General features: G+C 39.2%; 21 protein-coding genes and 1 pseudogene. 19 read left to right on the forward strand and 3 right to left on the reverse strand.

Annotated elements, in window-relative coordinates:
* The first annotated feature begins 5 nt into the window (after nucleotides 1–5).
* The 4 genes from speC to HII32_RS03975 all read left to right on the forward strand — a co-directional run bounded on the left by speC (nucleotide 6) and on the right by HII32_RS03975 (nucleotide 6,831).
* Nucleotides 6–2,186, forward strand: a complete 2,181-nt coding sequence (gene speC / locus HII32_RS03960; RefSeq protein WP_172188509.1) for an ornithine decarboxylase — start codon at nucleotides 6–8, stop codon at nucleotides 2,184–2,186.
* Between the two features lie 34 nt (nucleotides 2,187–2,220).
* The gene (gene potE, locus HII32_RS03965; RefSeq protein ID WP_172188511.1) at nucleotides 2,221–3,558 is read left to right on the forward strand and encodes a putrescine-ornithine antiporter; all 1,338 of its coding nucleotides are present in this window, start codon (nucleotides 2,221–2,223) and stop codon (nucleotides 3,556–3,558) included.
* Nucleotides 3,559–3,776: 218 nt separating this feature from the next.
* Nucleotides 3,777–5,282: a lysine--tRNA ligase gene (lysS, locus tag HII32_RS03970; RefSeq protein ID WP_172188513.1), complete on the forward strand. Its 1,506-nt coding sequence runs from the start codon at nucleotides 3,777–3,779 to the stop codon at nucleotides 5,280–5,282.
* Nucleotides 5,283–5,313: 31 nt separating this feature from the next.
* Nucleotides 5,314–6,831 (forward strand): UDP-N-acetylmuramoyl-L-alanyl-D-glutamate--2,6-diaminopimelate ligase, encoded by a 1,518-nt coding sequence (locus HII32_RS03975; protein WP_172188515.1) that lies wholly within the window; start codon nucleotides 5,314–5,316, stop codon nucleotides 6,829–6,831.
* Between the two features lie 50 nt (nucleotides 6,832–6,881).
* Here the strand turns inward: HII32_RS03975 and HII32_RS03980 are convergent, their stop codons facing one another.
* Nucleotides 6,882–8,054 carry an SAM-dependent methyltransferase gene (locus HII32_RS03980; RefSeq protein WP_172188517.1) on the reverse strand — a complete coding sequence of 391 codons (1,173 nt, stop codon included), beginning with the start codon at nucleotides 8,052–8,054 and terminating at the stop codon, nucleotides 6,882–6,884.
* A 154-nt stretch (nucleotides 8,055–8,208) separates the two neighbouring features.
* On the opposite strand from HII32_RS03980, the gene HII32_RS03985 reads away from it, so the two are divergent.
* The 7 genes and pseudogenes from HII32_RS03985 to HII32_RS04015 form a co-directional block, all read left to right on the forward strand.
* Nucleotides 8,209–9,156 carry a hypothetical protein gene (locus tag HII32_RS03985; RefSeq protein ID WP_172188519.1) on the forward strand — a complete coding sequence of 316 codons (948 nt, stop codon included), beginning with the start codon at nucleotides 8,209–8,211 and terminating at the stop codon, nucleotides 9,154–9,156.
* Nucleotides 9,157–9,177: 21 nt separating this feature from the next.
* A complete protein-coding gene (locus tag HII32_RS03990; RefSeq protein ID WP_172188521.1) occupies nucleotides 9,178–10,227 on the forward strand; it encodes an AI-2E family transporter in 1,050 nt (349 codons plus the stop codon).
* Nucleotides 10,228–10,297: 70 nt separating this feature from the next.
* Entirely contained in the window at nucleotides 10,298–10,987 is a 690-nt protein-coding gene (locus HII32_RS03995; protein WP_172188523.1) for a 2,3-diphosphoglycerate-dependent phosphoglycerate mutase, read from the forward strand.
* A gap of 137 nt (nucleotides 10,988–11,124) precedes the next feature.
* The gene (locus HII32_RS04000) at nucleotides 11,125–11,571 is read left to right on the forward strand and encodes a hypothetical protein (RefSeq protein ID WP_172188525.1); all 447 of its coding nucleotides are present in this window, start codon (nucleotides 11,125–11,127) and stop codon (nucleotides 11,569–11,571) included.
* A 203-nt stretch (nucleotides 11,572–11,774) separates the two neighbouring features.
* On the forward strand, nucleotides 11,775–12,038 hold the full coding sequence (locus HII32_RS07930) for a tyrosine-type recombinase/integrase (RefSeq protein WP_172188527.1): 264 nt from the start codon (nucleotides 11,775–11,777) through the stop codon (nucleotides 12,036–12,038).
* 556 nt (nucleotides 12,039–12,594) lie between these two features.
* Nucleotides 12,595–13,803, forward strand: coding sequence for a reverse transcriptase family protein (locus HII32_RS04010; RefSeq protein WP_172188529.1), 1,209 nt, complete (start codon nucleotides 12,595–12,597; stop codon nucleotides 13,801–13,803).
* Nucleotides 13,804–13,980: 177 nt separating this feature from the next.
* Nucleotides 13,981–14,196: pseudogene (locus tag HII32_RS04015) on the forward strand (2,3-bisphosphoglycerate-dependent phosphoglycerate mutase); the annotation flags it as partial.
* 75 nt (nucleotides 14,197–14,271) lie between these two features.
* On the opposite strand, the gene HII32_RS04020 reads toward HII32_RS04015, so the two are convergent.
* Complete coding sequence (locus HII32_RS04020; RefSeq protein WP_172188531.1) at nucleotides 14,272–14,772, reverse strand: hypothetical protein; 501 nt, start codon at nucleotides 14,770–14,772, stop codon at nucleotides 14,272–14,274.
* Nucleotides 14,773–14,956: 184 nt separating this feature from the next.
* Between HII32_RS04020 and HII32_RS04025 the strand changes: the two genes are divergently transcribed.
* From HII32_RS04025 to HII32_RS04055, 7 genes are all read left to right on the forward strand, one after another.
* Nucleotides 14,957–15,538 (forward strand): uracil-DNA glycosylase family protein, encoded by a 582-nt coding sequence (locus HII32_RS04025; protein WP_172188533.1) that lies wholly within the window; start codon nucleotides 14,957–14,959, stop codon nucleotides 15,536–15,538.
* 266 nt (nucleotides 15,539–15,804) lie between these two features.
* Nucleotides 15,805–17,157 (forward strand): guanine deaminase, encoded by a 1,353-nt coding sequence (gene guaD, locus HII32_RS04030; protein WP_172188535.1) that lies wholly within the window; start codon nucleotides 15,805–15,807, stop codon nucleotides 17,155–17,157.
* Nucleotides 17,158–18,504, forward strand: a complete 1,347-nt coding sequence (locus tag HII32_RS04035; RefSeq protein WP_172188537.1) for a uracil-xanthine permease family protein — start codon at nucleotides 17,158–17,160, stop codon at nucleotides 18,502–18,504.
* A gap of 158 nt (nucleotides 18,505–18,662) precedes the next feature.
* Nucleotides 18,663–19,724, forward strand: coding sequence for an ABC transporter permease (locus tag HII32_RS04040; RefSeq protein ID WP_172188539.1), 1,062 nt, complete (start codon nucleotides 18,663–18,665; stop codon nucleotides 19,722–19,724).
* A complete protein-coding gene (locus tag HII32_RS04045) occupies nucleotides 19,724–20,386 on the forward strand; it encodes an ABC transporter ATP-binding protein (protein ID WP_172188541.1) in 663 nt (220 codons plus the stop codon). The genes HII32_RS04040 and HII32_RS04045 overlap by 1 nt, the downstream gene beginning before the upstream one ends.
* Nucleotides 20,387–20,526: 140 nt before the next feature.
* The gene (locus tag HII32_RS04050) at nucleotides 20,527–21,252 is read left to right on the forward strand and encodes a MerR family transcriptional regulator (RefSeq protein WP_172188543.1); all 726 of its coding nucleotides are present in this window, start codon (nucleotides 20,527–20,529) and stop codon (nucleotides 21,250–21,252) included.
* 295 nt (nucleotides 21,253–21,547) lie between these two features.
* Nucleotides 21,548–22,228 carry a matrixin family metalloprotease gene (locus HII32_RS04055; protein WP_246224814.1) on the forward strand — a complete coding sequence of 227 codons (681 nt, stop codon included), beginning with the start codon at nucleotides 21,548–21,550 and terminating at the stop codon, nucleotides 22,226–22,228.
* 194 nt (nucleotides 22,229–22,422) lie between these two features.
* Here HII32_RS04055 and HII32_RS04060 read toward each other — a convergent pair whose 3' ends face one another.
* Complete coding sequence (locus HII32_RS04060; RefSeq protein ID WP_172188545.1) at nucleotides 22,423–22,704, reverse strand: hypothetical protein; 282 nt, start codon at nucleotides 22,702–22,704, stop codon at nucleotides 22,423–22,425.
* Nucleotides 22,705–22,895: 191 nt separating this feature from the next.
* On the opposite strand from HII32_RS04060, the gene HII32_RS04065 reads away from it, so the two are divergent.
* A complete protein-coding gene (locus HII32_RS04065; RefSeq protein ID WP_172188547.1) occupies nucleotides 22,896–23,624 on the forward strand; it encodes a Tim44 domain-containing protein in 729 nt (242 codons plus the stop codon).
* Nucleotides 23,625–23,712: the final 88 nt, after the last annotated feature.

Genomic DNA, 23,712 nt, shown 5'->3' on the forward strand with positions numbered 1-23,712 from the left:
AAATAATGGAACTACTAAGTATCGCTAGCTCCCAAGAAGCACGTAACTACTTCAAAACAACTCGTAATGTTGTGGACGCATCACAAGATTCAGACTTTACTGATGTTGCTGCAGTCGTATTGACTGAAAATGAAGCAGACCTTGTGCAAAAGGTTGCTGACACTTATTTTGGTATCCCTGTATTTATGGTTACTGACAACTCTGTCAATCTTGACCCAGCTGTTCGTGCCAATGTATATCACTTCATCGATGGCGATTCTAAATACGCCAACATGTATGATGGTGAAATTGAAGCCGCAGCAAAGGCTTACGAAAAGAAAATGATGCCACCATTCTTCGGCCATTTACAAGAATATGCTGAAGAAGGTAACTTGAGTTTTACTACTCCAGGTCACCACGCTGGTAAATTCTTCAAACGTCACCCTGCTGGTCGTTGGCTTGTAGACTTTTATGGTGAAAACTTGTTCAGATCTGACTTGAGCAGTTCTGACGTTTCCGTTGGGGACTTATTGACTCATGACGGTGCACCTTTGTCAGCTGAACAACACGCTGCTAAAGTGTTTAACGCTGATAAGACTTACTTTGTTATGAACGGTACTTCAACATCTAACTCAATTGTTACTTCTGCAACAGTTGCACCTGGTGATCTTGTATTGTTTGATCGTAACAACCACAAGTCAAGTTATATCTCAGCATTAGAAGATGCTGGTGGTATTCCTGTATACCTACAAACTGAACGTAACCCATTTGGATTTATTGGTGGTATTAGTGATTCTGTCTTCAATGAAGAACACATCCGTGAACAAATCCGCAAGGTAGCTCCAGAACGTGCTGATGAAGAACGTCCATTCCGTTTAGCTATTATCGAATTGGGTACTTACGATGGTTCAATCTACAACGCTCGTCAAGTTGTTGATCGCATTGGTAAACTTTGTGATTACATCCAATTTGATTCAGCTTGGGTAGGTTATGAACAATTCATCCCAATGATGGAACCAAGCTCACCATTGATGCTTGACTTGGGACCAGAAGATCCAGGTATCTTCGTTACCCAATCAGTTCACAAGCAAATGGCTGCTTTATCACAAGGATCACAAATTCATAAGAAAGATAAGCATATTAAGGGCCAAGATCGTTACATCACTCACAAGCGCTTTAATAATGCTTACATGAAGTTCACTTCAACTTCTCCATTCTACCCAATGTACGCTTCACTTGACGTGAATGCTTACTTGATGGAAGGCCCTGCTGGTGCCGAAATGTGGAAGAATACCGTTAAGTTGGGTATCAATGCTCGTAAGCGTATGATGAACGAATCATCAATGTTTACTCCATTTATCCCACCTGTAGTTAATGGTAAGAAGTGGCAAGATGGTGACACCGATGAAATGGCTGATAATCTTGATTACTGGCGTTTCAAGAAGGGTGAAAAGTGGCACTCATTTGAAGGCTACGCAGACAACCAATACTTTGTTGATCCATTGAAGGTTATGTTCAAGACCCCTGGTATCGACATGGAAACTGGTGAATACCAAGACTTTGGTGTTCCTGCAACCATCCTTTCAAGTTACCTACGTGAACACGGTATCGTTCCTGAAAAGAGTGATTTGAACTCAATCTTGTTCCTACTTACTCCTGCAGAAACGCAAACCAAGTTAGATAACCTTGTTAACATGATTTTGAACTTTGAAAAGTTAGTTGATGCTGATGCTCCATTGCAAGATGTATTGCCAGCTATCTACAACGAAAATGCTGCTCGTTACAAGGGCTACACTATTCGTCAACTTTGCCAAGAAATGCATGACTTCTACAAGCATGCTGATGCAAAGACTTTCCAACGTGAATTATTCATGGAAGACACTCTTCCAGAAATGGCAATGACTCCATTTGACGCTGATAAAGAATTGATCCGTAACAATGCGGAATTAGTTCCATTGGCTGAAATTGTTGGTCGTGTCGCATTGGAAGGTGGTTTACCTTATCCTCCTGGAATCTTTGTTATTGCTCCAGGTGAACGTTGGACTGAGAGTGTACAAAAGTACTTCTTGATCTTGCAAGATGGTATTAATAACTTCCCTGGTTTCTCACCAGAAATCCAAGGTGTCTACAACGAACCACAACCAGATGGTACTGTTAAGGCCTACGGTTATGTTTTGAAAGACGAATCAGTTATTAACAAAAAATAACAAACAAATCTAGTATTAGAGTGGAAGGTTTATTATGGCTGAAAAGAAAAAAATGAGCGTTATGCAGTTAACCATCATCACTGCGGTTAACATGCTTGGCTCAGGTATCATTATGTTGCCATCAAAACTTGCCCAAGTTGGTACCATGTCAGTTCTTTCATGGCTGGTTACTTTAACTGGTGCGCTATGTTTAGCGTACAGTTTTGCCCGCGCAGGTATGTTCAGTAAGAACACCTCAAGTGGTATGGGTGGTTATGCTGAATATGCATTCGGTAAAGATGGTAGTTTCATGGCCAACTTTACGTACGCAATTTCATTAGTTATTGCGAACGTTGCCATCGGTGTTTCTGCCGTTGGTTATGGTCAAGTTGTCTTCGGTGTTACTTTGAAACCAATCCAAGTTACAATGTGGTTAATGATTCTTATCGTTATTACTACTGTTGCTAACTTCTGGGGTCCTCGGATCACTGGTAACATCGGTACTGTTACTGTTTGGGGTGTTATCCTACCAGTTGCCGTTCTTTCAATCATTGGATGGTTCTGGTTCAGCCCTCACATGTATGCATCTTCATGGAATCCACACCACATGGGTATCTTCAAAGGTATTAGTGAATCAATTCCTATTACTTTGTGGGCATTCTTAGGTTTGGAATCAGCAGCTGCCAACTCTGACGCTGTTGAAAATCCACAAAAGAACGTTCCTATCGCCGTTTTAGGTGGTACGATTGGTGCAGGTATTGTCTACATCCTTTCTACCAACGTTATGGCCGGAATCGTTAACAACAAAGACTTAGTTACATCAAGTGCTCCATTCGGTCTTGTTTTCGCAACTATGTTTACTCCATTAGTTGGTAAGATTGTTATGATCTTGATGGCCTTGGCCTGTGTTGGTTCACTTCTTGGTTGGCAATTTACTGTTGCTGAAGTTTTCCGTAGTTCAGCAATGGAAGGTTACTTCCCTTCAGTATTTAAGAAGGTTACCAAGCGTGAAGCTCCAGTAGTTGGTATGACCATCTTGATGATCGTTCAATTAATTCTTTCATTGATGACTATCAGCCCTGACTTGAACTCTCAATTTAACGTTCTTGTTAACTTGGCTGTTGTTACCAACTTGGTACCTTACGTTCTTTCAATGGCTTCAGTTAAGACCATTCAAATGGCTGCTGGCTTGCGTAAAGGATCAAAAGGTTTTGCACTTGCTAACTTTATCGCTGTTGTTGCTGGTTTCTACAGCTTGTACTCAATGTACTCAAGTGGTAGCGAAGCCATGGTATTAGGTTCACTTGTAGCCTTTGCCGGCTGGACTTTCTACGGTTTCATTGCTTACAAATACAACAAAGATGATAATGGTATGCCAATGAGCAAAGATTAGAAACTTTCTAATCTCTACTTTGTAAAATGAGAAACACTCTCAGATATAATCTGGGAGTGTTTTTTTGTGCTTAAATCATGCTACGTTCGTCATTATCAGAAAAAAATTTAATTTTTTAGGGTTAATGGGTTGCTAAATTAGTAAAAAACGATTAAATTTATATTAGATTTAAATTAGATTAATAGTTTGAATCAAAATATTTATTAGGAGGCAACAACATGGGTAATAAGAACGAAAATAGCTCAGCTGACTTAAATGATCAAATGCAAATTCGACGTGAAAAGATGGACAAATTATCTAAAGAAGGAATTGCACCATTTGGCCACCGTTTTGATCGCACCAACGAAAATGAAGAAATCGTCGAAAAGTATGATAAACAAACTAAAGAAGAGTTAGCTGAAAATAAACACTCAGTAGCTATTGCAGGACGTGTTGTTGCTAAACGTGGAAGCGGTAAAGCCGGCTTCTTGGATTTGATGGATAGATCCGCAACAATTCAAATTTATGCTCGTCAAGATGAACTTGGAGAAGAAGAATATGACTTATGGAAGTCACTTGATTTAGGTGATTTCATCGGGGTAGAAGGATACGTTATTAAAACCGACTCAGGCGAATTAACTATCCGCATTACACACCTTGAATTCTTGTCAAAAGCTTTACGTCCACTTCCTGACAAATATCATGGTTTGACTAACAAAGAAGCTATTTACAGAAAGCGTTACTTAGACTTAATTGCTAACCGCGATAGCTTCGAACGTTTCAAGAAGGTTACGTTAGTTAAGAAGGCTATCCGTGAATATCTTGACGGTCAAGGATACATCGAAGTTGATACTCCCGTTTTAGCAACACAATCTGGTGGTGCTGAAGCCCGTCCATTTATTACTAGCTCAAATGCTTTGGATATTCCTTTGTATCTTCGAATCGCAACCGAATTATACCTCAAGCGTTTAATCGTTGGTGGTTTTGAAAAGGTTTATGAACTAGGTAAGGATTTCCGAAACGAAGGAATTGATACTAAGCATAACCCTGAATTCAACATGGTCGAAGTATATACTGCTTATACTGACTACAACGACGTAATGGACTTAACTGAAAATATCTTCCGTCATGCAGCACACAAGGTAAATGGTGATGGCCACATTACTTATCAAGGTAAGGCTATTGATCTTGAATCACCATTCCGTCGTCTTCACATGGTTGACGCTGTTAAAGAAGCCACTGGAATTGACTTCTGGAAGCACATGACTATTGAAGAAGCGCGTGCCCTTGCTGACGAAAATCATGTTGCCTATGAAGATTACTGGACAATTGGTCACATTATTAATGCTTTCTTTGAAGACAAGGTTGAAGACACATTAATCCAACCAACTTTCATTTATGGTCATCCAGTTGAAATTTCACCATTAGCTAAGAAGAATGCCGAAGATGGTCGTTTCACTGATCGTTTCGAACTTTACATTAATGGTAATGAATACGGTAATGCCTTTACTGAATTAAACGATCCAATTGATCAACGTCAACGTTTTGAAGCTCAAGATGCTGAGCGTGCTGCTGGTAACGAAGAAGCGCACGGTATTGATGAAGATTACCTAGAAGCTATGGAATATGGTATGCCACCTACAGGCGGATTGGGTATCGGAATTGATCGTTTGACAATGCTCCTTACTGATGCACCATCAATTCGTGACGTTATCTTATTCCCAACGATGCGTCCTAACGAATAAACGACATCTTAAAGAAAGGGAGCTTGATTGAATGAAGGCTGATGAACTATTAACTCTTTTAGAAGAACACAATTTAGTTGTTAGTTCGGGTGACGTTGCTTCCATGAGCTTTGACTCATTGGAGTACGATTCTCGACAAATGACCGCTAATGGACTCTTTATTTGTAAAGGGAAAACTTTTAAACCGGAATACTTAGATGCTGCTATTAAAAATGGTGCCACAGCTTACTTAGCTGAAAAAGAGTACGATGTAGCCGTACCCGGTATTATTGTTTCCGATATTCGAAAAGCGATGTCATTGGCAGCTCAGCTCTTTTTCGACTTTCCACAAAACCACTTATTCATTGTTGGAATTACTGGTACAAAGGGAAAGACTACGACAACTTACCTAACCAGAAATATTTTGGCCCATGCTTTTCCTGGTAAAGCGGCAATGTTTTCAACGATTGATCGAATTGTTGGACCCAAGCCAACTGACCAATTCAAAGCACATTTGACTACTGCTGAATCCTTGGATTTATTTAAGGAAATGCGGGAAACAGTCGATAATGGTATGAAATATTTGGTGATGGAAGTAGCTTCTCAAGCTTACTTGTTAAACCGAGTTTACGGCTTAAAGTTTAATGTCGGCATCTTTTTAGATATTACTCCTGATCATATCGGGGTTAATGAACATACTAGTTATGCTAACTATCTCTTCTGCAAGCAACAATTGATGCTTAATTCTGATTTCAACGTGATTTGCTCAGATACTAACAATTTTGAAGATGTTTTATCAGCTGCTAAGGTTTCTTCTGCACCTGATCACATCATCACTTATGGTACTGATCGTGAAAAATCAGACTACACCATTGTTAGTAAAGAGATGACCTTAACTGATAGTGTCTTCTCTATCTTACCTGGTCATGAAAACCCAATCGTAGGTGATTTAGCTGATGATTACGCTGTTTCTCTTCCTGGTGATTTCAATGAGGCCAACTCTACGGCGGCCATTATTGCAGCCACTTTGGCGGGCGCAGCTTCTGAAGATATTCACTACGGTTTAGCTAATACTACTGTACCTGGTCGAATGCAGTTTATTACCTCTAAAAATCATGGAACAATCTATATTGATTATGCTCATGATTGGGGTAGTATGAATGCTTTGATGAACTTCTTAAGTTCTCAATTCACTGATAAGCGAATCATCGCTGTTCTCGGTAGTACTGGTGATAAGGGTGAAGATCGCCGTGAAGGTTTCGCACAAGCCTTAAATGACTATGCAGATATTGCCTTTTTGACGGCGGACGATCCTGGTCATGAAGATCCAGAAGATATTGCTAAAGAAATCGATAGTCACATTGATCATAATAAGGTTCAAACTCATATTGTGATTGATCGTGAAGAAGCGATTGCTGCCGCCATTAAGATGGCTACTAACGATGATTTAGTGGTAATTGCTGGTAAGGGTGAAGATAAATACCAAAAGATTAACGGTGTTGATACGCCATACCCAAGTGACCCAGTAGTGGCCCAACGAGTATTGGATACTTTACCTGATGAAAAATAAGCACTAAAACTAAAAGATTCCCAATATCTTAATGATATTGGGAATCTTTTTTATTTATACATATATTCACGAGTCATTGGTAAGTCGCGCCCAGAGGCCCCTTTAGAAATCAAATATTGCATAACATCGATGTTACCTGATTTAAATGAAGCTGCGCAGGCTTGCAGGTATAAATCCCACATGCGCACAAATTGTTCATCAAACATTTCAGCAACTTGTGGCCGAACTTGATTGAAGTTTTCATCCCACATTTCTGTGGTTCGTTGATAGTGTCGGCGAAGTGATTCTAAGTCATAAATCTGCAAACCGTTTTCTTCAATATGACTAATGTTCTCTACTAGGCCGGGAACATAACCACCAGGGAAAATCCATTTGTTTAACCAACCGTTAGTAGCCCCACCTTGTTGACGAGTAATCCCATGAATAAGAGCCACACCGTCGTCTGTGAGGTAGTTAGCAACACATTTGAAGTATTCACCTAGGTTTTCTTTGCCAACGTGTTCAAACATGCCGACAGAAGTGATGTAGTCGAATTGGACGTCACCTAGTTCGCGGTAATCCACTAATTTGACCGTAGCCACATCTTGTAAGCCCCGGTCTCTGATTTGATCGTGGACATAGTCGTATTGTTCTTGGCTCAAAGTAATGCCGGTAACCTTCAAATGGTATTCTTCGGCAGCCGTGAGCATTAAAGTACCCCAGCCACAACCGATATCTAGAAAAGTTCGGCCAGCCTGTGGATTTAATTTCTTTAAAATGTGATGAACTTTATTAAGTTGCGCAGTTTTAAGATCATCTTTGGGTGTTTCAAAGTAAGCACAAGAATAGGTCATTGTGTCATCTAACCACAAGCGGTAAAAGTCATTACCAATGTCGTAGTGTTCTTGAATATCCTTTTTACTTTCAGCTTCATCATGTGAAATTTTTGGTAGGTAGTGAATAAATTTCTTATTGTGAAAGAAACTACCAGCAGTATCGTATGCTGAAGTGAGTAAATCTTCTAGGCTACCATCAACTTCAATGGTGCCATCCATGTATGCTTCCCCTAAAGCAATCGAAGCGTTCTTAACAATTGAGCGGATCGGAACTTCTTTATGAAAAGTAATGGATATTTGCGGAGTACCTTCGCCATAGATTTCAGTTTTGTTATCCCAGTAGGTGACCCTGATGGGAATATTAAAACCATTTTTGAAAAAAGCTCGATAAAATTTTTTCTCCAACATCAAATATATCCTTCTTTCTCTAAATAATGAACACTCTGTATTATAACTCTTTTGGCTCATTTTTTTAAGCGAATTAACTGTGTTAGTTGTTAGATGTATATCCTTGATGATGTTATAATTAGGCGATATTGAAACTAATAAGGAGGTCGTTACCTTGAAAAAATGGATTTGGTTAGTACTTGCCGTTATTATTGGCGTATCAGTGGGGGGCTATTCTTACGCGCGGCACAATAAAGAAATGCAATTATATGCAGAAGCAATGCAACGTGGTAATTCAGAGATTGCCGATAAAAACTATAGTGAAGCCGAAGTGGCTTTTCAAGATGCATTGATGAAAAAAGCAAATGATCCCAAGGCAACCCGCTACCTAAAACAAACTCAAAATTTTGCTACCGCCGAAAGTCGTTTTGGTGGGGCTAATTATCAAGCAGCCCAAATTCACTATAAGCGGGCCGCTAACATGAAAAATGGGCAAAAAACTTTGACCCAAAGAGCGCAAAAAAAGGTTAAATTATTGAAGTCAGTGATTAGTAATCGCAAAGGCTTTAACGATATTTACAAGACAGCTAAAAAACAGTCTAAAGAAGGTAAATATACGACCTCTAATGAAACTTTAGACTTGATATTAACTAGTCCAACCACTAAGCAAAAATATTATAAGGATATTGTTAAAAAGGCTCAACAACTTCACAATTCCAATGTGGCAGTGTTAAATGGTACTAAATTAATTGAACCTAAAAAGGATTCCAAGCCAGAGCAACCAACAACACGGCCAACTGATCCAGCCACTAACAATAGTGAATCCGACAGTTCTAGTTCTACCGATACTCCTAAGGCCAATAGTGACACAACCTTGACGCCGGCAGAAAATAAAGCGGCTGATAATTATAAGGGTAAAAATGAATACACCGTGTCACAGTCAGATAAAGAAGTTAATGGTAAAACAATTACTGATAGCCAAATTACTGATGCCCGTAACTTATTTAAGAGTGCCGGGATGGATGCTGATGCTATGAGTGATCAAGATATTCGAAATGCTATTAAAGGCGCTGCTCAAAACCATCAGTCATTACAAGAATATGCTAAAAATAACGGTTTTTAAAAAATCAGTACGGAGGGCACTGTGAGTATTTGGGAAAAATTTATTAATAACGTTCAGTTGAGGCGCATAGTTGTTTTGGCGCTTATCATTGCGATTTTGGTGGCATTTAAAGGTATGATGAGTATGATCTTGTTAACCTTTATTTTTACCTTAATTGTGGTTAAATTATCTAACTTGGTTAGTAGCAAGACCCCCATTCCCCGGACCTTGGTGGTGGTAGTGGTATACGTTTTGATTTTAGTTGGTTTGTTTATTACCATTACCGATTATTTACCACAATTGTTGGATCAAACTATCAGTTCTACTAAGGATATGGTTACTTTTTATTCCAATCCGAAAAATTTACCAGATGGTAAAACGATGGGGTGGATTAATTATGCCATTCAAAAAGCTCATTTGATGGATCAAGTTCAAAATGGGGTCTCGATTGTGTGGCACTACGTTACCAGCGTGGGTGCGATGGGATTAACCTTATTCTTATCTTTGATCTTGAGTTTCTTTTATGCTATTGAACAAAAAACAATGGCTGATTTTTCCAAGGAATTTTTAACTAGTGATATTAGTTGGTTCTTCAGTGATATTTATTTCTTTGGTAAGAAATTTGTGGGTAGCTTTGGGGTAGTGATTGAAGCCCAATTTTTCATCGCCATTGTGAACACGGTTATTACCACGATTGTGATGTATTTTATGCACTTACCTGAACTGGCTGTTTTATCCATCATGATTTTTATTTTGAGTTTGGTGCCGGTAGCCGGAGTGATCATTTCCCTCATTCCGCTATCATTGGTGGCATACTCGGTGGGCGGTTTTACCGATGTTTTATATATCTGGTTGATGATTTTAGCGGTGCATACATTAGAGGCCTATGTTTTGAACCCTAAATTCATGTCATCTCGAACTAACTTGCCCATCTTTTATACCTTTGTGGTATTACTTGTAGCCGAACACTTCTTTGGTACTTGGGGCTTGATTTGTGGGGTGCCCATATTTACGTTCTTCTTAGATATTACCGGAGTGCAAACGACCGGTCAGAGTCCTACTAAGGGGATTACTGACGATATTCCTAAATAAAAAGGCTGAATTGTCTCACCAAATGATGTAAAATAAGGTGATTAAGAGAAATTGAAAAGGGGTAATAATCATGGCAAAATTAGTATTGATTCGTCACGGACAAAGTGAATGGAACCTTTCTAACCAATTTACCGGTTGGGTTGATGTTGACCTTAGTGAAGAAGGAGTTAAGCAAGCTCAAAACGCTGGTAAGCTTATCAAAGAAGCTGGCATTGAATTTGACTTTGCCTACACTTCAGTATTGACTCGGGCTATCAAGACTTTGCATTATGCACTTGAAGGTTCAGACCAACTCTGGATCCCAGAAACTAAAACTTGGCGTTTGAACGAACGTCATTATGGCGCTTTGCAAGGCCAAAACAAAAAAGAAGCCGCTGAAAAGTTCGGTGAAGACCAAGTTCATATTTGGCGTCGTTCTTACGATGTATTGCCTCCACTTTTGAGCGCTGATGATGAAGGCTCAGCAGCTAACGATCGTCGTTACGCTAACCTTGATCCACACATCGTTCCTGGTGGTGAAAACCTTAAGGTTACTTTGGAACGAGTTATGCCACTATGGGAAGACGAAATTGCTCCTAAGTTATTAGATGGCAAAAACGTTATCATCGCAGCCCACGGTAACTCACTTCGTGCCTTAAGCAAGTACATCGAAGGCATTTCTGATGAAGACATCATCAACCTTGAAATGGCTACTGGTGAACCCGTAGTTTACGACTTTGATGACAAGTTGAACGTAGTATCAAAGACTAAGCTTGACTAATTAAATTGATGAAAATAAAAGAGACCGTCTCGATGTGAGAGGGTCTCTTTTTTGTGTTGTTTTAATAACTAAAATTTTATGTTATTATTATTTATAATATAATGATTTTAATTACATAAATTTTAGGAGGAACTATCATGCTAAAAAAGTTCGTTACTACTACTTTTCTTAGTATCATGTTTGGATTTTTGAGTTTTGTATTAATTAATAATAATGTACAGGCACATGCAAGTTCACGAAGTGTTCCTAAAAATATGCGTGGAAATTGGTATGTGTATAGCTCCTATAATGGGCATCATAGTTTTTCTAAATATAAATTCACCAAACATACTATGACTAATTGGGATTCAGGTCATAAATACCATTATAAAGTTAATGTTTCTCCTTATGTTCATGGTAAATGGGTAAGTATTAGTCCTAAGAATAAGACAGCGGGCCCTACAGCATATTATCGGTATTCATCAATAAAAATTAAAGGCAAACGTCATCGCTCGTTACAATTTAGGGAAGGTACGATGTATTACCGTCTTTTTAAAACTAAGGTAAAACATTCATATAATAAAATGGTAATTCCGTGGAATTAATTAACTTTGCCACAAAAAGGTTCTTTCAATGTGAGAGAATCTTTTTTTATGGAAATTGATGGGGTATAAATGTATAAAAAACAGTAGTTATTAACAATTAGATAGAGCAATGATAGTTATTCACAGGTGGATAACTTATCACCGTCAATAACTGTTTAAACGGGGGATAACTAATCCACAACAGTTTGCTTTCCTGAATAAGGATGGTCAATTCACAGGTTAGAAATATTAACGCTTCTTACCATCAAATTCAAAAGCGCCTAGGTTACGATCCCAAATTTAGTACCCATACATTTAGGCATACGATTGCTAGTCTAATGCTAGGAGATTCAAAGGTTTCGATTAATTATGTATCAAGATACTTGGGTCATGCCAATGTGGGGATAACTCAAAGGTATTATGTAGGACTACTGCCGGAGCAAGAGGATATCGAAGGTGATAAGGCGGTGAAAGTTATAAGTATGTAAAATGCGGAAGAAGTAGGAAAACTGCTTCTTTTTTTTCGTCAGATATTTATTATATGCAATTAACTTGGTTTATAAAAATATTTGAGCTATTCGGTAAATACATATAAAAAAAGATCTAGTGGTGTATTATGTAGTTATGCTTAGTTGGTTCCAATGGTATCTACTGCTAATTTTGCTCGAAAGAGTGCTAGTTTTACTCCCTGCCTTGGATTGCGAAGCCCACATATAAAAATTCCATATATCCTGCTAGTAGGACGCGGCAATCTGGGTTCTATGGAACACGGATGAAAGGTATTAACGGATTTCATGTGTAACTATATATGGCTTATTTTCCCGTGGCCCGTTGTTTGCACGTCTTACGTGCGTGGCTTTCCGGTTACGGTCAATTGGTTGTATGGTTATCAAGTGTGAGTTTAGTAATAATAAAATTCTTTTCGATTTTTTAGGCAGTGGTTAATTAAGAGATGTAACGTTATCAGAGCTTTTTCCTTCATGATCAATAATTTATTAGGCAGTCTGACAATTTTGTCAGGGATTATTGAAAGGAGGCTTCATTATGAAGCATGCTAAGCATAGGAAAAAGCAGTGTTTGAATGATTACTATCAAGCACTAAAGGAAATTACGATTGTAAAAAATTTAGTGTATGTTGTTAAAGCAATCCAGTATTTAACAATATTAAAGATTATAATTGCTATTATATTTTTTACGTTGCAAGTAATCGTAAAAATTATTTCATGGGTGATTCCGTATCTTGAAATAATTTATAATTTCCTTTCTCAAGTTACATCTCTTTTTTGTTGCTTTCAGAGAGGGAATGTAAAAATGTACTGGAAAAGTTGTCGCCTTTATGGGGTGAAATCAAAGCGTGAATTATCATATCTTCTAAAAGTCCCATTAGAGTCATTGAAGAATATTGATGAAAATTACATATCAGAAAACTTTGTTTATGATGGTAGGGAACTTACAAATCCATCAGATAAATTAAAGAAAGTTTTGGAACGGATTTTGGGTTACTTGTTTATGCTTAGAATTCCTCCATACGAATACGGAGGAATAAAGGGACGGAATGCAATTCAAAATGTACAACGCCATGTGGGCCATGGCTTTATACTTAGAACAGATATTAGACATTTTTTTCCAAACACGAAATATGATAATGTATTTGATCTCTTCAGAAATAAGTTAAATATGTCAATAGATTGTGCGACTATACTTACGTTATTAACAACTAATGTTGCTGTTAATGCAAGCTATCGTTCATTAGCACAAGGCTATCCAACCAGCCCGGTACTTAGTCTTTTATCGTACTTGGACTTATTTAATGAAATTTCAGATTATGCTGATGAACATAAATTTACTTTTACAGCGTATTATGATGATTTAACGTTATCGTCAGAAACTTTTATTAATAAATCCCATCTTAGAATGATTGAACACATTATTAAAAAGTATGGATTTGACGCCCATCCGCAAAAAACTAAGCTGGTTAAGGTATCTAAGGTACATTCAAAAATAAAAATTACAGGAGTACTTCTTCAAAAGGATGGTCTTTATGTTCCTAAAAAATTATATAAAGGGCTTTATGAATATGTCCAACGACTTAGATCAGTTCTGAGTGGCGATGTGTCTATTAGTAATGAAGAAAAAAAGACGTTGATTCAGCAAGTTAGAGGATGCATAGCGGCGATTCAGGTAATATCTGATGATGAATCATTTCAAGGGTATGAAGATATGGCTAGGTCTTTAGAAAAAACTATTATTTAGAGAAAGTGACTATTGCCATTTTTATTTCTATATGTAATTAAAAATAATATTGTACATAATATATGATTAATTAGTATAAAAGTATATTTTGATATCTCGGCCGGTCACTAAATGTCACCAATGAACCATGCTAAACCGCCATGAACTACTGATATCATCACGTTCTGTAACTACTATGTCTACCCACTATGGGAAGACGAAATTGCTCCTAAGTTGTTAGATGGCAAGAACGTTATCATCGCAGCCCACGGTAACTCACTTCGTGCCTTGAGCAAGTACATCGAAGGCATTTCTGATGAAGATATCATCAACCTGGAAATGGCTACTGGTGAACCAGTGGTTTACGACTTCGATGACAAGTTGAACGTAGTATCAAAGACTAAGCTTGACTAATTAAATTGATTAAAAGAAAAGAGACCGTCTCGATGGGAGAGGGTCTCTTTTTAATAATTATGGTTGCCAATAGCGTTATTTCACTTGCTGTTCCGCCTGTTTAACCATGACATTATAGAGTTTATCCAAGTAGCGTTTTAATTCTGTCCCTTGCTTAAACCGGGAATAAATTCGCTCTGCATTTAGACAGAAGACGGCAATATCTTTCTGCTTTTTGCCTGGCACGGGGTAGTCCATGACAACTAGTTCATCATCACCGAAAAACATTGTGTCGTTTTTATAGGTAATGGGTTGGTGAAAAACATCTTCGATTCCGTTCAAGAAAGCCTGATTAAACTTAGTGTAATTACCAACGGGATGTAAGTTGTAGCCACCATAAATATCGCCATTATCGAATTCGGCTAGGAGCAGTTGTTGCCCGCGTGATTTTCGTTCAGATAAAAAGGCGGTAAAGCTGATGGGATCATTAGTATTGGTGGTATGAATTGGCTGGGCTTGCCAGGTAAGAGTGTTATTATCTCCTGATTTATCCATGGCTGCCTGTCGTTCTTTTCGTTTCCGGGCTCCTTTTCCCATGATGATCATCCTTTCAGAATTAATAGCTCACCATTGAGTGTAAACTATTCAATTAGGCAACTCAAATGGAACTGAAATAGCTGGTCACAACTTGCATAAATCTTAATAAGAGGTTAATTTAAGGGTTGGTATAATGTTTGCACAGCATCAGTAACTTAATTATAAAAACGGTAGGAGAACTTAAATGACAGATGCAGAAATTTTTGCGGCAATCAAAGCCGATTCTCAGAACGCAGAATATACTTCCCGAAATATCCCACCTATTTATCAAGTTAATCCTCAAGCGGAAATATTGATTATTAGTCAAGCCCCGAGCAAAAAGGTTCAAGAAACCCAAATTTTTTGGAACGATCAAAGTGGTGACCGGCTACGAAAATGGATGAATCTCAGCCGAGAGGAATTTTACCATACCGATAAGATTGCTGTTTTACCGCTGGATTTTTACTTTCCTGGGAAGGGACTTCATGGTGATTTACCACCTAGGCGAGGTTTTGCAGAAAAATGGCATGCACCTTTGCTAGAATTGATGCCTAACATCCAACTCACTTTATTAATTGGCGCATATGCTCAAAAATTTTACTTGCAGCAACGAGCCCAAAGAAATCTAACCGAAACGGTTCGACATTATCAAGAATACTTACCACAATATTTTCCCATTGTACACCCGTCACCGTTGAATTACGGGTGGTTTAAGAAGAATCCGTGGTTTGAAGAACAGGTAGTGCCGGATTTGCAACAACGGGTAGCCAAGATTATGAAGAATTAGGTTTATAAATTTGATTCCCTGTGAAACTAATTAGTAATTACTGAAGACAAGCTGGATTCATTGAATTGATTACAACAAAGGAGACCTTCTTAATATGAGAGGGTCTCCTTTTTACGTTTAAAGACGAACTATAAAATCTATAGAAAATCATTTTAAGAATTATAAGCATTAAAACACGAACAATAATTGTGTTGTTTTTGAAATAGTTTGTGATATACTAAAAACATTCTTAAGGAATTAATTGAAATTCGAAGGGAGCAACTGAAATGTACTCACAAGTAATTGCAGGGACGTATTTTACTTCAAAGGATGATCAGACGGTCCAAGTTGGTGAAAATATGCTGATTTGTATTGATGAACAGGGCAAGATAGTTCGAATTATTGCTCATTCTGAACCAGAGTTTCAGCAAGTACGACAAGCTGCAGCAGAGCAACACCACTTACTTGAATTAGCAGGTAATGAACGATTACTACCAGGGTTTGTGGACGTACATATACATGCTCCCCAGTGGGCACAAGCCGGATTGGCCTTAGATCGCTCACTTAACGACTGGTTAAATACCTACACTTTTCCATTGGAGTCCCGGTTTGCTGATGATCAGTTTGCGTTAAAAGTCTATGCTAGTTTAGTGCAAACACTATTAGCCAACGGCACTACCACGGCGTTGATGTTTGGAACCATTTATAATTCCAGTAATTTAATCCTAGCCCAGCAAGCAGCCAAATTTGGGTTACGGGCGTTAATCGGCAAAGTAGCGATGGATGATCCCACCCAAACGCCAGAATATTATCGGGATGAATCAGCTACGGCAGCACTTCAAGCTACCCAAGAATTTATTGAAGCTATGTTTAACTTACAACAGCAAACGCAAACTACCTTGTTACCGGTCATTACGCCTCGTTTCATTCCTAGCTGCACGAATGAATTACTGCACGGGCTGGGTGAGTTGGCTAAACGGTATGACTTACCGATTCAATCTCACTGTAGTGAAAGTGATTGGGAAGATCAGTACGTGCAAGACCGTTTTGGTAAACGGGATGCAGACGTGCTGGATCAGTTTGGTTTACTGACTGAGCAAGCAGTGATGGCTCATGGTACCCAATTAACCGATGAGGATCTATCCTTGTTTCGTCAACGCCAAACGGCGGTTGCTCATTGTCCTATTTCTAACGTGTACTTTGGTAATGCAGTATTTCCTACCCGAAAGGCTTTGCAAGCTGGTAACCAAGTTGGATTAGGAAGCGACATTTCTGGTGGTTTTTCACCCAGTCTGTATCGCAATATGCAGCAAGCAGTAATGTCGTCACAAATGCTCACTGACGGAGTTAATAGTGAACTAGCTACTGGTCAACGAGGGGTACCTGATTCTCGAATTTCGATGAAAACGGCATTTTACTTAGCGACTAAAGGAGGGGCTCAGGCACTGAACTTACCAGTTGGTGCCATTGAAGTCGGCAAGCAGGCTGATTTTCAAGTAGTGAAATTGGCACCAGCATTAACTACAGAAAGTACCGATGATGAGTTGGAACGGCTTCTCTACCAAACCGAAAGCAAGGATATTAGCTGGGTAATGGTGGGCGGCAAACGAGTATATCAAAATCAGAAAGGACACAAATAAATGAAGGATGATCACGGAATCTTAATTGGCCCAGATGATAAGATTAGTAACACCCAAGCCGGATTGCTCGGCTTACAGCACGTATTAGCGATGGATGTTTACGTGCCACCTATTGTTTTAGCTGGGGCGGTAGCAATGGGCAGCGAAGCTACTTCGGGATTGCTACAATCCACTTTCTTAGCGGCTGGCATTGGGACGATCTTACAAACCTGGTTCTTTATGAAAATGCCAGTGTCGCAAGGCCCCTCGTTTGTCCCCCTTGGAGCTGCGGCTGGAATTATCTTGGGAGCAGGTAGCCTTAACGGCGGGATGGCTAATCTGATTGGGGCTTCCTTAATTGGGGCGTTAATTTTGATATTATTAGGAATCACCGGCGTTTTTCATAAAATTATTTCGGCTTTGGTACCGGCTTTAGTAGGGGGCACCATTATCACCTGTGTGGGACTATCACTGATTCCGACGGCCCTGAATTCTAATATTTTTCAAGCGAGTGGTAACGTTAATCAAAATATATTATTGGCTGCGGTCACGGCAACTACATTGTTAATATCAGTGATGATTAGTATGAGATTTCCTAAACTACAACGCATTTTTAAGACTAGTTCCATCATTTTAGCGCTGTTAGTGGGATCGAGCTTGGCAGCCGTGATGGGGCGCTTTGACTGGCAGGCAGTGGCTAAGGCACCATGGGTTAGCTTGCCTAATCAAACGGTATTTCACTATGGTATTCATTTTTCTATTCCCGCTATTTTAACGTTTGTTTTGATTTACGCCATCTTGACTACGGAAACCACGGGAACTTGGTTTGCGATGGGAGCAGTCATTAACCGTGACATTAGTAAAAAACAATGGAACCAAGGAATCATTGGTGAAGGTGTCAGTTGTTTAATCGCAGCGTTAGTTGGCACTACGCCGGTAACTGGTTATTCCACCAATGCGGGGGTGATTTCCATTACGGGAATTGCTAGTAAACGTGTCTTCATTGGAGCTGGTATTTGGTTTATTTTACTGGGCTTTTGTAGTAAAATTTCAGCGTTTCTCGCTGCGATTCCAGCAGCCGTAATTGGCGGAGTCTTTGCCATTATCTGTGTCATCATTATGTTAAATGGCTTAAACGTTATTCGTAGTTTAGATACTAGTGAAGGCGATCTTTATGTTATTGGCATTCCAATCATTTTGACGTTAGCACTAGTATTATTACCAGCTAAAGTATTAGCAGAAACTCCTCAAACGGTGCAATACTTACTGGGGTCGCCAATTGCGGTGGCAGCCATTGCGGCCATTTTGTTAAACTTAATGATGCCGAAGCGAACTAGGGTTGATAAGTTAGCTGAGGAAAAAATCTAAGCGATTAATGAATCACTTTAAAAAACATTTCCGAATTGAAACTGATGCGGAGGTGTTTTTATTTTGGGCGTTGATAAACTGCTAACGGCTTTAGAAACCGATTTCAATGGTGTACAATTGTTTCAACTTCATTTTTGAATCAGAAAGGAAATACTACTATGTACTTAGCGACACACGAACTAAAAGCTAATAAAGGCCGCTACGGCTTAGTGATTTTGATGCTATTTTTAATTGCTTACTTGATTTATTTTCTGACGGGGTTAGCTTATGGCTTGGCTTCTAATAATCGGTTGGCAGTCGATCAGTGGGATGCGAGTCGGATTAGCATCAGTAAATATGCTGATGGTAACTTAGCGGCTTCTACCTTGTCAGGAGTCAACTTAAAACAGTTGAACTCCAACCAAGCACCAGTCGGAGAAATGAACGCGGTGGCTACCTTAAATGGTGGTGATGATAACATTGATGCTACGATTTTTGGGATTAAGTTTCAAAGCTTTATTAAACCGCAGTTAACTAAGGGGCATCAGGTTAAAGCTGACGAGCAGGTAGTTGTTGACGAACAGTTCAATGCCGGTAAGGTTAAAATCGGGGATCGTTTGAAAATTAATGGCAGTCACCAAAAATATCAGGTGGTTGGTCTCACGCAATCAAATTTATACGGGACATTACCGGTAGTGTTTACTACTTTAAAAACTTACAACCAACTGAAGTACACGAATGCCAATGCCGGCAATATTAGTGGCATTGTTTACAAGCATAAAAAAGACGTTAAAAATGTGGAAAATGCTAAAATCATTACGCCCAAAACGTTAATTGAAAATATTCCTGGTTATAGTGCCCAAAATTCTACTTTTAGTCTGATGATTGGGGCCTTATTCATCATTGTCTTGTTTATCGTTGCCATTTTTATGTATATTTTGACGGTACAAAAAATTAGTGTTTACGGTATCATGCGGGCTCAAGGAATTAGTAGTAAAACTTTGGTCAATAGTATTGTCGTTCAAGCATTGATTCTTGGTGTGATCGGAGTGGGATTAGGCTTAATTGCTAATCAACTGACCGTCTTAATTTTACCAGCGGCGATGCCGTATGCTAATAATGGGATGTTAGTAGGTGGCTTTTCAATGGGACTGTTACTAATGGTTATTTTGGGATCAGTCTTTTCCATTCGCCAAATTCTCAAAATTGACCCAATCAAAGCGATCGGAGGGGCAGCATAATGGCAGTGTTAGAGTTAAAACAAGTTAGTAAAACGTTTGGTAGTGGTAATACTGAAATGACGGCGGTAGCACCTTTAGATCTAGCGATTGATGCGGGGGAGTTTATCATTTTGACGGGGCCTTCTGGTTCCGGTAAAACCACCTTGTTAACCATGATGGGCGGCTTATTGACGCCGACGAGTGGTCAAGTTTTGCTTAATGGACAGGACTTAGGCCAAATGACGGAAAAACAACGAAGCCGAGTGCGTTTTGATCAGTACGGCTTTATCTTGCAATCTTCCAATCTAATTCCATTTCTAACGGTAGCCGAACAGTTTGAATTGGTCGATCGGCTTAGCAAACAAAATCATGATGGATACGCCGACCAGCTATTAACGGCGTTGGGAGTGGCTGATGAAAAGACCAGTCTACCCGCTAAATTATCGGGAGGACAGCGTCAACGAGTGGCCATTGCCAGAGCGTTATACAACCATCCGGCCGTTATTTTTGCGGATGAACCGACCGCGGCACTGGATTCTAAGCGAGCCTTTCAAGTTGTGCAAACCTTGAAATCCCAAGCTAAAGAACACAACGTGGCCGTGATTATGGTGACCCACGATGACGATTTGTTGGCGGAAGCGGATCGAGTGTATACGGTGGTGGATGGGAAAATTAAAGAGTGATATTAAAAAGCAGTCCTATTCAGGGCCGCTTTTTTTATGCGATAATTAAGGACATAATAGCTACTCATTAAATTAATTAAACAAAAGCCTTGCAGGTGACGCAACGTCAGGAGGTATAAATAAAGCATGGAGGTGAGACAATGACGCAATATACATCGGGAGAATTAGCCAAGATAACCGGTGTTTCTATTCGGACGATTCGATATTATGATCAACAGGATTTGTTGCACCCGGCTTCAACCCTTAATGGCCGTAGAATTTACAATGATCGAGCGATTACGGTATTAAAAACCATCTCCTTATTAAAAGTACTCGGTTTTCATTTAACTGATATTCGCCAAATTTTAAAGCAAGAAAATCCAAATGATTTTATTCAGGCAAACTTGGATGAGCAATTGCAATCATTTAAAACAGAAATTGATGAAGCTCATCAATCTATTGCGACCATTAAGGCGCTGCAGCCATATTTGAGTCATCTCAATGATTTGCCGATTACACAGATTGGAGCGATGGGGGATATTATGGAAAATAAAAAAGCATTACGCAATACTAGAATTACCTTGTTTACAGCAGGAATTATCATCGATATTGTTGAAATAGCGGCGTTTGTACTAAGTTTGCGAACCGGACAATGGTGGTGGTTTATTGGAGCAATCGGGTTTGCGATTGTCGGAGCTATCTGGTTGGTGAACTTTATGTATCGACGGGTAGCCTACGTGTGCCCTAATTGTGGCTTCATTTTCCGGCCGACTAAGAAAGACTTCTTCTTTTCTGCTCATACCTTTGCCACTCGTAAGCTGAAGTGTCCACACTGTCACGAAACTAATTCTTGTTTAGAAATTAGTGCTGAAGCTCAAGAATATTAGCCAAAAACCAAGCTCTAAAGGAGCTTGGTTTTTTTAAGGTTTATTAATGAATAATGAAACCAATTAGCAGTACAATAAGGACAACTAATTAAGAGGAGAACAACTAATATGACCGAAAAGCGATCAGCAACTGAGCAGCTACATGAGCGTAGCGTTGACGGTATCTGTCCTAATTGTCATCGCCAAATGACCATTCATTACGGTCTCAATCGTTGTCCACATTGTCGTTTTATTTTTAAATCTAATTTTAAGGTTCAGTGAGTATACTGGATGGATCACAAAAGGGGATGAGGACTTGAAGAAAATTAAATCAACCATAGTTGTAGTAATTCTAATTTTAGGTGGTTGGTGGGGATTTAACCACACCGATGACATTAGTCAGTTTACCCAAAAAACGATGCAATTTTTGAACATGAAAGCTGTAGATTTATTCAGTTCTCAATCGTCATCATCAACCACTTCGAAGGTGAAGGGAGCCGAAAATTATACTGGAACGCCCATTGAACCCATTATGAATAATATTAACTTGAGTAATAAATATCGTTATCGGTTTGATAAAGACGTTCCAAAGGCCGCCCGGAAGGTCTTCTTAGATGCGGTTCGTGTGTACAATAAAACGGGCATTGTAAAGTTACAAGCATCTGGCAAAGCTAGCAACACCATTACTTTTTCGATGTATCATAAAAAAATGCCAGCCAATCAGGGCAACATTGAACTCGGTATCGGGGGGCCGAAAATTATCACTCGCACCGGGATTACCGGTACTACTAGTATCAATCAGGCATCTGCCAAATTAAACGGTGATTATAATGCTGCCTTTAGTGATTCCGTTACAATTCATGAGCTTGGGCACGCACTGGGGCTTGATCACAGTAGCAGTCCCAAGTCGATTATGTATCCAGTCACGCAAGGACGATCACGGTTAAGTGACGCGGATATTGCTGGTCTACGGCAAATTTATGGTAAAGCAAGTTAAAAATAAAAAGGACCCCACTCAATTGAGTAGGGTCCTTTTTATTTTTAACGATAACCACCGCGTTTTCTAATGAAAACCTAGGGTTAACTACATTATTTTTAATAGCAGTAAAAACTGATTATATCAAGCGTTGTGATTGTTATTCATACTTTTTTAATTGCAAACCAGTTCGCAAATCAAGTGCGCACCAGCTTTTATTGATCGACTTCTTCCACATCCATTAAAACTCGTCGTTCTGGATGAGGCTTGGAATCTCGAAAGATTTCTACTTCCGGTCCACGGGTTTTTTGACGAGTACGGGTACGAGCCGTTTGATACTTTCTAATCTGACTTCTAACAAATAAAAACAAACCAATGATTGCAGCAACGACGGCGACAAACAAAATTATCCGCCATGCCAAAATCATCCCCACTACAAGAATGAGGGCCGACAAGACAAATCGTAACGGACTGCGATCAAACAGGTTAAGGGTCAATTAAGGTTCCTCCAAGTTCATTTATTTGAAAGATGATTTTACTATTTCTACTTAAAAAAGCAAGCCTAATTAATCAATTCTTTATGATTAATCATTGCGTAATGAGTTTCTTAATTTTTGATTGCGGTCGCTATTAATTTATTACATAAGATGAGATAATATTTCTCGTTTAAAGAGAATGGAGAAAAATTATGAAGAAATGGTTAATCGGGCTAAGTATTGCCATTATGTTGGGAGTAAGTCCCACAATATCAACATTTGCTAGAGCGGGTGGTGCAGTTGGCGGTGGCACGGTCAGCTTTGGTGGCTCTCACTCCACGGGTGGGGGCAGTACTAGTACTGGCAATGCTTTTTACAATCGGGGCATTTATTTTGGTCGTCCCGGTTGGGGCTATGGTCATGGCGGGATGTTTAACTGGCTCGGCGTCTTAGTGCTCATTGTCTTTTTAGGATATGGGTTACGAAGACGAACTAAGCAACAGTTAGTGGCGGATCAACAACCTCATGATGTAGGAGAATTAGGTGCCGAACTAGCCAATGAATTTGAGCCACTATTTTACGCAGTGGAAAATGCTTGGGTCAGCGGTAATAAAGCAGAGTTGAAACGATTAATGACTCCCAAATATTTTAAGCAGCAGCAGATTATTTTAAATAATTGGCGGCAAGAAGGTAAAGTCAATAATTTAGATAACTTAGTGATTGTTAAATTGCAACGTGAGTACGTAAAAACTGATGAACTACACGTAGTAGTAACCGCGCAAGCTCGTGATTACTTTCAATATCCGGATCGAGCGGACGAGTACAACCAATACTTGCAAGACAATGCGATGATTCAACGCTTTACTGAAGTATGGGAATTAGTGAAAGATAATAACGGCCAATACCTGGTTAATAATATTCGACAGGCTGCGAAAAAGTGAGTTAGAAATCCTAGTGATTTTTAACTCACTTTTTTACTGTCATTAGAGTTTCTTAAGGGTTAATTATTATTGCTTCTGATAGGATCGT

Source organism: Lentilactobacillus kribbianus, from assembly GCF_013184075.1.
GTDB classification, from domain to species: Bacteria; Bacillota; Bacilli; order Lactobacillales; family Lactobacillaceae; genus Lentilactobacillus; species Lentilactobacillus kribbianus.